Origin of the sequence: Kluyvera cryocrescens NBRC 102467 (genome assembly GCF_001571285.1) — a bacterium.
GTDB classification, from domain to species: domain Bacteria; phylum Pseudomonadota; class Gammaproteobacteria; order Enterobacterales; family Enterobacteriaceae; genus Kluyvera; species Kluyvera cryocrescens.
In genome coordinates this window covers 1-13,028 of record NZ_BCTM01000060.1, presented here as the reverse complement: position 1 = coordinate 13,028, position 13,028 = coordinate 1, and the positions used below count along the sequence as shown (strand labels likewise).

The window sequence follows — 13,028 nt, the reverse complement described above, 5'->3', positions numbered from 1 at the left end:
TTAACCGATGTGTAACAATTAAGTTAAATTATGAAGTTGAACATGATGTTTACATAACATTACAATTCATTATTGATACACAGCAATACGAATAACTTCTTATTATTAGAATAATCCTAAAATAAAATTGTCTATTTGCTTGATCTGCCTGTTTTTATTAAATAATTGATCGATCAAGGCGATCTATATTCCTTGAATTAATAGACAGTATCTATCAGTAACAATTAATTGATCGTTTTTGACGATGCAATGCAGCTGTGTATATAATCACCCGGCATTTGGATAGTAGGGTTTTAGCATTATGGGAAACGGATGCTAAATAAATTCTGACCAGGATGTTGGGGTAATATATGAGGCAGTGTATTATCTCGGATAACAGTTTTTTCCTTTTGGCATTACAAGATGATGAAGTTATTCAGGATGGTAATGTTGCAATAATCCACTCCTGGCAATTGCAGTCGCAGTGTTACTTACGAACATCCACCAGTGATGTGATCGTGCTTTATATCACTGACATCGTAGAAAGACACCGCATACTCAGTTTATTAGCTTCGCGCGATTCTCATTGCCGAATCATACTGTTATACAAGATGGATGTTTCTTCCGGATATGTTTTTCAGGGGCCGTTCCCATGGCTCATCCCTGAGAAAATAGGCTTTGCAGAGCTGTACTCATGCCTCTATGAGGCAAGTGAAACTATTTTCAATCAGAGAGAATTCTCTGAGCGGGAGCGTATTGTCTTTCGTTATTTTTGTGAAGGCTACTCGGTATCGCAAATAAACGAGATGGCAGGGTTTAATGAAAAACATATCTATTATTTAAGACAAAAAACGAAAAAAATGTTTGGCCTGAGAGGGAATAACGCAGCCGCAATGTCATTTTATCTGGATATTTCCAAGTTAAACCGGAGATGGTGATTCTAGCATCTGAGATCCAGGTCAAATTTCTGTAGAGGCGTTTTTTTCGCATAAACCCATTATGCGCGACAGATAATTTATCTGCCGTTCAGGGCCCGCATTGCTTTTCAAAAAACGAGAATATTATTCTCAATTTCAATTAAAAAGGAGTTGGTTTCATGGGAATTAATAAAGCTGCGCTGGTTGTCATCTCTGCTCTGTCCCTGGCTTCGACGGCGGCACTGGCTGCTGATACCACCACGGTCAACGGCGGTACTGTGCACTTCAAAGGTGAAGTCGTTAACGCCGCCTGTGCGGTTGATGCGGGTTCTGTCGATCAGACCGTGCAGATGGGCCAGGTTCGTTCGGCAAAACTGGCAACGGCTGGCAGTACCAGCTCGTCCGTTGGCTTCAACATTCAGTTAGACGACTGCGACACCAGCGTTTCCACCAAAGCGTCCGTAGCGTTTTCCGGTAATGCGGTAGATACCACCAACAATACCGTTCTGGCTCTGCAGGGTTCCGCAGCGGGCAGCGCGACCAACGTTGGCGTGCAGATCCTCGACAACAAAGGTACTCCACTGGCACTCGACGGTGCAACCTTCAGTGCAGCGACCACCCTTAACGATGGCACTAACGTCATTCCGTTCCAGGCTCGTTACTACGCAACGGGTGCGGCCACTGCCGGTACCGCTAACGCTGACGCGACCTTCAAAGTGCAATACGAGTAATTGATGGGGCATGGAAGCCATCTGAGCCAGGACGGCTCGTTATCCGCGATGGAACGGAGGTGATAACAATGAGAAGGGTGAAGTTGGGGCTGGTGTTGCTACTGCTGCCAACGGCCGTGCTCGCGGGAAATCGCTGGAACGTCACGGTCCCGGGCGGGGGCATGCGCTTTCAGGGACAGATTATTGCTGAGGCCTGCAGCGTCGATGCCGGCGATCGTCTGATGACGGTGAATATGGGGCAAATCAGCAGCCAGCGCTTTCGGGCGGCGGGAGAAGATGCCAGCCCCGTTGCGTTTGATATCCATCTCGTGGATTGCAATACGGAAGTCAGCCAGCACGTTGGCGTGTCCTTTCAGGGCGTTGCCGATGGCAAGGATCCCGATGTGCTTTCGGTGGGGGAAGGTGCCGGAATCGCCACCGGTATTGGCGTCGCCTTATTTGATAGCGAAGGCAGTCTGATACCGCTAAACGGTGAGCCAACGCGTTGGGCAAAGCTTTATGACGGCCCGACTACGCTGCATTTCGTGGCGAAATATCGCTCGACGGAGCGCCAGGTCACCGGCGGGATAGCGAATGCCCAAGCCTGGTTTTCATTGACCTATCAGTAATTAATCAGCAGTCAGACCGAAGACAGGAAATAACGGTGAGTACAACAAGGGTAAACATGAAAAACAGATGGGCAACGGCGCGTAGCGCATTGGCTGGTGTGCTGATGGCCGCCGCCATCGGAATGGCGCCGCATGCAGAGGCCGGCGTGGCGCTGGGCGCAACCCGCGTGATTTATCCCGCCGGACAAAAGCAGGTGCCCTTGGCGGTGACCAATAACGATGACAGCAGCACTTACCTGATTCAATCCTGGGTAGAGAACGCTGATGGCGTGAAAGACGGGCGCTTTGTGGTAACCCCGCCGCTGTTCGCGATGCAGGGTAAAAAGGAGAACACCTTGCGTATTCTCGATGCCACCAATAATCAGCTGCCGCAGGACCGGGAGAGTCTGTTCTGGATGAACGTCAAAGCGATCCCCTCGATGGACAAATCCAAGCTCGGGGATAACACCCTGCAATTAGCCATTATCAGCCGTATCAAACTTTATTACCGTCCCGCCAAGCTGGCGCTGTCGTCAGATCAGGCTGCGGAAAAACTGACGTTTCGTCGCGGAGCAGGGACCCTCACGCTGGTGAATCCGACCCCTTATTACCTGACGGTGACTGAACTGAATGCGGGCACGCGCGTGCTGGAAAATGCGCTGGTACCGCCGATGGGGGAAACCCAGGTGAAATTACCGGCCGATGCCGGACGCGACATTACCTACAAGACCATCAATGACTACGGCGCGCTTACTCCGCGTATGAAAGGCAGCGTGCAATAACGAAGGGGAACCCAGTATTCCCCATTAATAAAATAAGAACTGACAGCCGGGCGTTTTCGAACCGGAGGGACCATGTCATATCTGAAATTTGGACTCGACCATTTGGAGTCCCTGCGCATGCGGCGCTCCGTTTCACTTTCGACTCGCGCAGTTGCGCAGCACCTCCTGATTTTGTTACTGGCGACGTCAATCTTTCCGGTGCAGGCGGAGCTCTATTTTAACCCGCGATTTCTCGCCGACGATCCGGCGGCAGTGGCCGACCTGTCCAGCTTTGAGAAGGGACAAGAGCTGCCGCCGGGGACTTACCGCGTCGATATCTATATGAATGGTGGCTATATGACCACCCGCGATGTCACTTTTAGCGCGGGTGAGAATGGCCATGGGCTGATGCCGTGCCTGACGCGTGGGCAGCTCGTTAGCATGGGGCTTAACACGGCGGCCGTCAGCGGCATTAACGCGCTGGCGAGCGAAACCTGCGTACCGCTCACGGAGATGATAAAAGACGCCACGATCCGTTTAGACGTGGGCCAGCAGCGGCTTTATCTGACCATCCCTCAGGCTTTTATGGGTAACCAGGCGCGTGGCTATATTCCGCCGGAGCTATGGGATAACGGGATTAATGCCGGGCTATTGAACTACAACTTCACCGGCAACAATGTCGACAACGCGGTCGGTGGCAGTAGCCAATACGCCTATCTGAACCTACAAAGCGGCGTCAACCTCGGTGCCTGGCGGCTGCGCGATAACTCGACCTGGAGCTATACCAGCGGCGGCAGTTCCGCAAGCAATGAAAACAAATGGCAGCACGTCAACACCTGGCTTGAACGCGATATCACGCCGATACGCTCGCGTCTGACGTTGGGCGATAGCTACACCAACGGCGACGTCTTTGATGGTATTAACTTTCGCGGCGCACAGCTTGCCTCCGATGACAACATGCTGCCGGACAGCCAGAAGGGTTTTGCGCCGGTGATCCACGGCATTGCGCGCGGTACCGCCCAGGTGTCGGTGAAACAAAACGGCTACGAGATTTATCACAGCACGGTGCCGCCAGGGCCTTTTAGCATTAACGATCTCTACGCCGCCGGTAACGGTGGGGATTTGCAGGTGTCGATAAAAGAAGCCGACGGCAGCAGCCAAAACTTTACCGTGCCGTACTCCTCGGTACCGGTCTTGCAGCGCGAAGGCCACACTCGCTACGCCATCACCGCCGGAGAATATCGCAGCGGAAACGAGCAGCAGGAAGAGCCTTCATTCTTCCAAAGCACATTACTGCACGGGCTTCCGGCGGGGTGGACGCTGTATGGCGGCACGCAGCTAGCGGATCGCTATCGCGCCTTTAACATGGGGCTGGGGAAAAACATGGGGGATTGGGGCGCGCTATCGATGGATATTACCCAGGCCAACGCCACGCTTCCCGACGACAGCAAGCACCAGGGGCAGTCGGTGCGCTTCCTCTATAACAAATCGCTAAGCGAACTCGGCACCAACATTCAACTGGTGGGGTATCGGTACTCCACGCGCGGCTATTTCAGCTTTGCAGATACCGCCTACCGTCGCATGAGCGGTTATGACGTGGAAACCCAGGATGGGGTGATTCATGTGCAGCCGAAATTCACCGACTACTACAACCTGGCCTACAGCAAACGCGGCAAAGTGCAGATGAGCGTGACGCAGCAGCTCGGGCGCACCGCCACGCTCTACGTGAGCGGCAGCCATCAAACCTACTGGGGAACCGGCAATGCGGATGAACAGCTCCAGGTTGGGCTGAATACTGCCGTCGATGATATCAACTGGACCTTAAGCTACAGCCTGACCAAAAGCGCCTGGCAGGAGGGCCGCGATCAGATGCTGGCGGTCAACGTGAATATTCCGTTCAGCCACTGGATGCGCTCGGACAACACCTCCGCCTGGCGGCAGGCCAGCGCCAGCTACAGCATGTCTAATGATATGAAGGGGCGGATGACCAATCTGGCCGGGCTGTACGGCACGGTGCTGGAAGACAATAACCTCAGCTACAGCGTGCAGACCGGCTATTTGGGGGGCGGCGAGGGCAATAGCGGTGGCTCGGGCTATGCCGCGCTGAACTATCGCGGTGGGTACGGCAACGCTAACGTGGGTTACAGCCACAGCGATGGCATCAAGCAGCTCTATTACGGAATGAGCGGCGGGGTGCTCGCCCATGCAAATGGCATCACCTTTGGTCAGCCGCTCAATGACACGGTGGTACTGATTAAAGCGCCGGGTGCTGAAGGCACAAAAGTCGAAAACCAGACCGGCGTGCGGACCGATTGGCGCGGATATGCCGTGCTGCCTTACGCCACTGAATACCGGGAAAACCGGGTTGCGCTAGACACCAATACCCTTGCCGATAACGTCGATCTGGACGATGCGGTGGTCAACGTGGTGCCTACCCACGGTGCGATTGTGCGTGCGGAGTTTAAGGCGCAGGTCGGCATGAAGCTGTTGATGACCCTGACCCGTGGCGGCAAACCGGTACCGTTTGGTGCGGTGGTGACCGCCGACAATAACCAGAATAGCAGCATTGTTGCGGATAACGGCCAAGTCTATTTAAGCGGTATGCCGGCGGAAGGCAAGGTGCGGGTTAAATGGGGAGAGGGGGCGGCAGCCAGCTGCACGGCGAACTACCGCGTCCCGGTGCAGAGCCAGCAACAGATGCTAAGCCAGCTCTCAGCGGTATGTCACTAAGGACAAGATCATGAGCAAATTCGGCGCCCTGCTGGGCGCTTTCCTCGCCTTGTCGGCCGCACGCGCCAGCGCCGCCGACAGCACCATCACCATCAGCGGTTACGTCAAAGACAACGGCTGCGCGGTGGCGGGCGAATCCAAAGACTTTACCGTCGACCTGATGGATAACGCGGCCAAACAGTTTAGCGCTGTCGGTACGACCACGCCGCCGGTGCCATTTCGTATTGTGCTGTCCCCGTGCGGTAACGCGGTCACGGCGGTGAAGGTCGGTTTTATCGGCGTAAGTGATAACGGCAATACCCGCTTATTAAAACTCGATAGCGGGACTTCGGCTGCGGCGGGAATGGGGATTGAGATCCTCAACGGCCAGCAAACCACGCTGCCGATTAACGCCGCATCGTCGTCAATTCCGTGGACTACGTTAACGCCGGGTCAGAGCAATTCGCTCAACTTTTACGCCCGCCTGATGGCGACGCAGGTGCCGGTGACCCCGGGCCATGTGAGCGCGACGGCGACGTTTACCCTTGAGTTTCAGTAAGCGGAGGCTTTGATGAAACGAACCCTTATCGGAGGGCTATTGGCCGCCGCGCTGGCCGTCACCTCCTTTGCACCGAGAGCGGCGGACGTGACGATCACCGTCAATGGCAAAGTGGTGGCAAAACCTTGCACGGTCTCCACCGTCAACGCCACCGTCGAGCTTGGCGATCTCTATACCTTCAGCCTGATCGCTGCGGGATCATCATCGGCATGGCATACCGTCGGTCTCGATCTCAGCAACTGCCCGGTGGGCACCTCGCGGGTGACCGCTAGCTTTAGCGGGACGTCAGACAGCACCGGTTATTACCAAAATCAGGGGACGGCGAAGAACATCCAGCTCGAGCTACAGGATAACAGCGGCAACACCTTGAATACCGGTGCCACAACCTCGGTACAGGTGGATGAGGCATCGCAGTCCGCCCATTTCCCACTGCAGGTCAGAGCGTTGTCGGTCAACGGTGGCGCGACCCAGGGAACCATTCAGGCGGTGATTAATGTTACCTATACCTACGCCTGACCAGGAGAGAACGTTGATGAAAAAAATGATAACCCTGCTGACCACGCTGCTGCTGATGGGCTGGTCGCTGAATGCCTGGTCTTTTGCCTGTAAAACGGCGAGTGGGGCAACGATACCGATTGGCGGCGGCAGCGCCAATGTGTACGTGGATCTGGCGCCAGCGGTGAGCGTTGGACAAAACCTGGTGGTCGATCTCTCAACGCAGATTTTCTGCCATAACGATTATCCGGACACCATTACCGACTACGTCACGCTACAGCGAGGTTCTGCCTATGGCGGCATCCTGGCGAGCTTTTCGGGAACGGTGAAATACAACGGTGTGAGCTACCCGTTCCCGACCACCACGGAAACCGCACGTCTCACTTACAACTCAAAAACCGATAAGCCGTGGCCAACCGTACTGTATTTGACGCCGATAAGCTCTGCGGGCGGCGTGGCGATTACCGCGGGGACGCTGATTGCGGTGCTGATCCTGCGGCAGACGAACAATAAAGACGCCGATGACTTCCAGTTTGTGTGGAACATTTATGCCAACAACAATGTGGTGGTACCCACCGGCGGCTGCGACGTTTCGGCGCGCAATGTGACGGTGACGCTACCGGATTATCCGGGTTCCACGGCGATCCCGTTGACGGTCTACTGCGCACAAAGTCAAAAGCTGGCCTATTACCTTTCGGGAACGACGGCGGATGCCGCGAACTCTATCTTTACTAATACCGCCTCCGCTTCACCAGCACAGGGAATTGGCGTGCAGCTAACGCGTAACGGCGGCATTGTGCCGGCGAACAGTACCGTGTCGCTAGGCACGGTCAGCACCTCGGCGGTGAGCCTTGGGTTAACGGCAAACTATGCGCGCACCCAGGGGCAGGTTACGGCAGGCAACGTGCAGTCGATTATTGGCGTGACGTTTGTGTATCAGTGATGGTGCAGGGTAGATAGGGGGCTCGCCCCAGAAAGCAAAGACCCCGCCTTTTGGCGGGGTCTTTAATGAGTGGTGCCCGGACTCGGACTTACGCCGCAGGCGTTGAACAACGCGCTTGTCGCGTTGGCCCCGAAGGGGTGAGCCGCTATGCGGCGAATAATCGAACTCAGTTCGATTGACCTGCCCCCAGTATTAGATACAACCTTCAGTTAGTAATGTCGGTTGATTTTTCTTCATGCTTCCCGTTTCGCCAGCCTGCTGCAAATTCAGATGGCGTCTGGTAATTCAGCGATGAATGAGGTCGACACTCGTTATAATCCTGCCGCCAGTCATTAATGATTTTCCGGGTATGAAGAACATCGCTGAACCAGTGCTCATTCAGGCATTCATCCCGAAAGCGACCGTTGAAACTCTCAATAAATCCGTTCTGAGTTGGCTTGCCCGGCTGGATTAAGCGCAACTCAACACTATGTTCAAAGGCCCATTGATCCAGCGCGCGGCAGGTAAATTCCGGGCCCTGATCGGTTCTTATCGTCTCAGGATATCCACGAAACAGCGCAATGCTGTCCAGAATACGCGCGACCTGAATACCTGAAATCCCGAAAGCGGCGGTGATCGTCAGACACTCCTTCGTGAAATCATCCACACAGGTCAGGCACTTAATCCGGCGGCCGCTGGCAAGTGCATCCATGACAAAATCCATCGACCATGTCAGGTTCGGCGCATCCGGGCGAAGAAGCGGAAACCGTTCAGTCGGCAGACCCTTACGGCGGCGCCTGCGTTTTACACCCAGACCGTTAAGGTGATAGATGCGGTAAACGCGCTTGTGGTTGACGTGAAGGCCCTCCCGGCGCAATAACTGCCAGATGCGCCGGTAACCAAACCGGCGGCGTTCAAGTGCCAGCTCTGTGATGCGTAGAGACAGTTGTGCGTCAGCAGCCGGACGCTGAGCCGAATAACGGCAGGTTGAAAGTGACAGACCAGTCAGCCTGCAGGCACGGCGTTGCGACAAACCCGTTGTCTCACACATGACTTCCACGGCTTCCCGCTTCTGGTCTGTTGTCAAAACTTTCGGCCCAGGGCCACCTGAAGCGCCTCCTTATCCAGCATGGCTTCAGCGAGTAGCTTCTTGAGACGAGCGTTCTCCTCTTCAAGTGGCTTGAGCCGCTTCACTTCGGGGACTTCCATGCCACCGAACTTCTTACGCCAGGTGTAGAAGGTGGCGTCTGAAATGGCATGCTTGCGGCAGAGTTCCCGGGCCGAAACCCCGGCTTCTGCCTCGCGGAGAATACTGATGATCTGTTCGTCGGAAAATCGCTTCTTCATGGGGATGTCCTCATGTGGCTAATGAAGACATTACTAACATCGCGGTGTATTAATCAACGGGGAGCAGGTCAGGATAGCAAGCCATGAATCAAGCCTGCAATCAGGTCGAGCTGTCACCAGATTTTAATCTGATGAACAGCCCCGTTCTGGTAAACGTTCCTGACCTGTATTTAGGTATGCTATTCAGAATTTTTTCCGTAATGCTCTGTTAGCAACTTAATCATCGCGTTTTTATGATTTTTAATATTTTTTTCAGTCCAACCCTCATCAAAGTTAGTCTTGGAGCGGAAAATAGCTCTCAATTTTAACGAGTCAAATCGAGGTTTGGCTTCAAAGTCTGCTTTTTTCTTTGCGACTGATTGATTGCTATAAGATGAATTATCTCCAGGGCTTAATAGCACTAGGTTACCAAAAGAGTTTAAAGGTGTTTCAGTGAGTCTATTACCATATTCTTCTTGCTGTGGGTGAACATGTTCTACGGAGTTTTTAGAAGTAATACGATATTGTTCAAATTTGATTAGATCTTTTTCTGGCAGATCGGTATTATTTAATGATTTCCATAGTATATATTCTAGTTTTTGGAACCAATAGTGTTCAAATCCGATACCATGCGATTCGTTGAAATATGTTACCAGTTCATCCCAGGGTTTAGTCTTAGGTTTTAACCATTTAGCCTGTTTAAAACTTGCCTCTTTTTGGCTGTCTAATGCAAGAGACATTCGATTATCAATGCGTTCAAGTATCCGACATGCGCGTTTATCTTCTGTGCCGCCAACTTCTCTACGAATCAGTGATGCAATAAATGGTGTTAACCAATATTGCGCACTGCGTTCACCAGTAAAATTACGAACACTTTGCAGCATTACCAGGTCACTTAATGGTTTAGGAGACCGGTTTAAGTAGTATTTCCCTTTGGAGATGCTACGAGAAACATTAGCTAATGCAAGATGCGCATCTAGGTTATCATCCTTTTCGACCCATTTAACAACCCATGTATCAAACTGGTAGCGTACTTGCCAAAGCATTTCTATGAAATCTTTTACTGTGCATTCATCGGAATTAATAAGTGGCTCAAAGATTTCAAGTAACCTATCACTATGCAGTCTTGGAATGATATCTTTTTGTTCATTCAATGCAAGAAATACACGATAAGCATGAATAAGTAACAAAGGAAAACCAATGATTGAACGACAATATACTGTCTCGATATCCAACTCATCTGATTCGAATTGTTCTGGTACTGTGTCCTCTGGAGTAAATTGACTCTCAATTTGTTCAGCAAGTTGAGCAATGGATAATCCTGAGTCATTTTTTTTCGTTGGTTCTTCAGTAATGGTGAATTTATTTAAACTAAATGTAGAAAGCTCTTGCGGTTGAATATTTTTCCAGTCAACTTTTTTAAATGTTTTTCTAACATTTCTTTCAAAGTAGTTTTCCATATGTTCACAGGAAACCCAAATTGCTTCATATTGCGATTTATGTGTTTTAATTCGCTTTAGTAACTTTGCCTTTAAAATGTCTGTTTGCTCTAACTGAATGCCGGTTGTATTCATCGTGGCAAACAAGCGATTTAGATCCATTTGGACGGGAACAACATTATTTACCCATTGTACTTGGCTAAAAATATATTTTCCCAATAACTCAAAATTTTGCGCCGATTGCTGTTTAAGCTTAGCGATTTCTTTGGTTAAAACAGTTAGCGCTATATCTAGTTGCTTAAGGTAGTGGTTTTGTGCAATCGATTCATCAGACGGTTTTTCAAAGGGTTTTAATCCAGCAAGACTTCCCAATAAATTCTGGACTTGCTCTCGAATTGCAAACTGCAACCTGGGTTTATTCTCATATACAATCACATCAGTCAAAAGAGTCTTGCTACCAGCAGTCTTAAAAGCAATAGCAATTAGCATCAAAGTTGTTGTGCGTTGCTGACCATCAATCAGTTCATATATTTTATGAGTGTTTTGTTCCAGCAAGGATGAAAGAACAGTGCCAATGAAGTAATTTTTGTCGCCAGCAAAGCAAGCATCTTTAATATCATTAAAGAGCAGTAATACGTCATCATCACTCCAAACATAAGGGCGTTGATAGCTTGGGATTGAAAACTGATAGCCTTTATTAAGCACAGTTTCTAGTGTTAGAATCTCCGTTTTAACACCTTGTTCCTTATCCATTTCTGACCTCCAAGCCTTTTATATATTTATCAAAATCAGGACCGAATTGTGTTTTAAAATTACTTTGACTGATTGATAGGTCAAAATGCTCTATCACGCGTATAACAAAGCGTTTTTTGACAGTGTTGTCATCCTCGCCGAGTCCATTGCTATTCACCTTTAAGTCAAAACCATCCAGCTTCGAAAAAAGTTGTTCGACCGTAAAACTTGTTGCAATCCAGTCAAGTACTGGTGTTTCTTGTATAAAAGCAGGTATTGACCTTTCTTTTACGGCGGTTTGGTTCTCAATGCGACGCGAATAAATAACCCTAAATAGCTTTTTTGCAGCCACTTCTAAATCTATTTGACCAAACTGACTTATATAAAGCAATAGTGCAGTATCCAGTAGTTGTTTGAGATAACTACAGCCTTCTAGTTTGCAAATGAAATGATTATAAAAATCACTGAATCCTTTTAGTGTTGAGCTCATTTCACCGTGCAGTAGATAAGTTTGACGAAGTTTTTCAAAATACTGAAGGTAGTGAATAGTATTTACACCACTATTGAGGGGTTGCCTTAAATCATATCCCACTTGTGCTTGAGATAAACTTTCTGTGCCGCTAGCTGAATAAGTACGAGTGATGCGACCAAAGGCAGTATCTTCTCCCTTACCCGTGTTTTCTGCCAACTCATTGACAATGCAGTTTCTAATTAGCGCCTTCTGGTTATGCTGCGGATATTCTCTAAAATGCAAATACTGCCAGTAGCGCCCTCTAACCAGTAAATCAACAATATTAGACAAATCACCGAGTGCTTCCCAACGCCTGGCAAAGCGATCAATGGATAGCTTATCTTTTTCGCCAATTGCTCGCAGATGGTGTGCTTTGATGATTTGATCGCCATTCAGACGTACACCTCCAGTATTTTGAGTTTCAAAAAATTGGTAGGCTTGATCTTCAGAACGAGTGATGACTAGTGAGAACTGCAATAGATTAAAATCAATCAATTCTAGCCACTCGCCAGAATGCTGTTTTAACCAGGCAAGATTATGCACTATCTGCCGTTGACTAATTGGTGAGCTATAATGCATCGAAAAATCAGTAAATTGCCCATTAAGATGAGCCATTAATGCTAAAGTGGTCAAGCGTTGCTGACCGTCGATGATATTAAGGCTCTCACCATCAGCATGCAAAATGACACTACCTAAATAATAGGGCATAGTGCTTGAATGGGCTTGGTGTTCCGCTATATCCTTTAACAACCTCGCGATTTGCCTATCTTGCCATATATAAGGGCGTTGATACTCTGGTATAGAAAAATTGCTGCTGATTGTGTCACATGTACCGGTTTTAATTTGTTTACCTGTAAGCAGGTCAGCTACAGAGCATATTGCTACACTAACAGTCACATGAATTCCTTCTGAATGTAGATCTAAGACATCGCCCCGATGTCTTAGCTGAAGCTTTATGCAGGTAAAGCACCAGAGATAGCCCACAAGTTCTCAATCTGCCATGGGCAGATTCGATTTTTTGATTCATATTTGTTGGTATCATGATACTAAGTATTTGAAATTTCAAGCATCATAGGGCCACACAAAAGAAAGCAATGATGCTTCACTCTTCCTGACCGGACAAAGACCGGATGCTGCTTTGCTGTGATCAATTCACCAGCAGGTATACCAGCAGGAAATAGTGTTTATTGGCAGCGTGAAGACCAGCAGAGGTTGGTACAGTGACCGGAAGAGTAAGTTGTCGCTAAAGGGAGATACTCAGATGGGGCTCAAGAGGTAAAGCAGCGACATTAGTGGTCAGAATGACCAGAAATCTACCAGAATCCCAGAAAGCAAAAACCCAGCCATAGGCTGGGTTCTT

Annotated in this window: 11 protein-coding genes; 8 read left to right on the top strand and 3 right to left on the bottom strand. The window is 49.8% G+C overall.

All coding sequences use genetic code 11. The features are described 5' to 3' along the window. Positions 1-350 precede the first annotated feature (350 nt). The 8 genes from KCR01S_RS23030 (at position 351) to KCR01S_RS22995 (ending at position 7,681) form a co-directional block, all read left to right on the top strand. Positions 351-917 (top strand): hypothetical protein, encoded by a 567-nt coding sequence (locus KCR01S_RS23030; RefSeq protein ID WP_061285213.1) that lies wholly within the window; start codon positions 351-353, stop codon positions 915-917. A 158-nt stretch (positions 918-1,075) separates the two neighbouring features. After that, on the top strand, positions 1,076-1,627 hold the full coding sequence (gene fimA, locus KCR01S_RS23025) for a type 1 fimbrial major subunit FimA (RefSeq protein ID WP_061285212.1): 552 nt from the start codon (positions 1,076-1,078) through the stop codon (positions 1,625-1,627). 68 nt (positions 1,628-1,695) lie between these two features. Then, positions 1,696-2,235, top strand: a complete 540-nt coding sequence (fimI, locus tag KCR01S_RS23020; RefSeq protein ID WP_061285211.1) for a type 1 fimbrial minor subunit FimI — start codon at positions 1,696-1,698, stop codon at positions 2,233-2,235. 56 nt (positions 2,236-2,291) lie between these two features. After that, positions 2,292-2,996 carry a fimbria/pilus periplasmic chaperone gene (locus KCR01S_RS23015; RefSeq protein ID WP_061285210.1) on the top strand — a complete coding sequence of 235 codons (705 nt, stop codon included), beginning with the start codon at positions 2,292-2,294 and terminating at the stop codon, positions 2,994-2,996. A 72-nt stretch (positions 2,997-3,068) separates the two neighbouring features. Next, positions 3,069-5,705 carry a fimbrial biogenesis usher protein gene (locus tag KCR01S_RS23010; protein WP_061285209.1) on the top strand — a complete coding sequence of 879 codons (2,637 nt, stop codon included), beginning with the start codon at positions 3,069-3,071 and terminating at the stop codon, positions 5,703-5,705. Between the two features lie 10 nt (positions 5,706-5,715). After that, positions 5,716-6,243 (top strand): type 1 fimbrial adaptor subunit FimF, encoded by a 528-nt coding sequence (gene fimF / locus KCR01S_RS23005; protein WP_061285208.1) that lies wholly within the window; start codon positions 5,716-5,718, stop codon positions 6,241-6,243. A 12-nt stretch (positions 6,244-6,255) separates the two neighbouring features. Further along, complete coding sequence (fimG, locus tag KCR01S_RS23000) at positions 6,256-6,759, top strand: type 1 fimbrial minor subunit FimG (RefSeq protein ID WP_061285207.1); 504 nt, start codon at positions 6,256-6,258, stop codon at positions 6,757-6,759. A 16-nt stretch (positions 6,760-6,775) separates the two neighbouring features. Beyond that, complete coding sequence (locus tag KCR01S_RS22995; protein WP_061285206.1) at positions 6,776-7,681, top strand: fimbrial protein; 906 nt, start codon at positions 6,776-6,778, stop codon at positions 7,679-7,681. 205 nt (positions 7,682-7,886) lie between these two features. Here KCR01S_RS22995 and KCR01S_RS22990 read toward each other — a convergent pair. From KCR01S_RS22990 to KCR01S_RS22975, 3 genes are all read right to left on the bottom strand, one after another. Beyond that, a protein-coding gene (locus KCR01S_RS22990) for an IS3 family transposase (protein ID WP_156478807.1) occupies positions 7,887-9,007 on the bottom strand; the annotation gives its coding sequence in 2 pieces (ribosomal slippage) (positions 7,887-8,749 and positions 8,749-9,007; 1,122 coding nt in all). Positions 9,008-9,186: 179 nt separating this feature from the next. Next, positions 9,187-11,178, bottom strand: coding sequence for a DUF262 domain-containing protein (locus KCR01S_RS22980; RefSeq protein WP_061285203.1), 1,992 nt, complete (start codon positions 11,176-11,178; stop codon positions 9,187-9,189). Further along, positions 11,171-12,565 (bottom strand): DUF262 domain-containing protein, encoded by a 1,395-nt coding sequence (locus KCR01S_RS22975; protein WP_072003737.1) that lies wholly within the window; start codon positions 12,563-12,565, stop codon positions 11,171-11,173. Before KCR01S_RS22975 ends, KCR01S_RS22980 begins: the two co-directional genes overlap by 8 nt. Positions 12,566-13,028 lie beyond the last annotated feature (463 nt).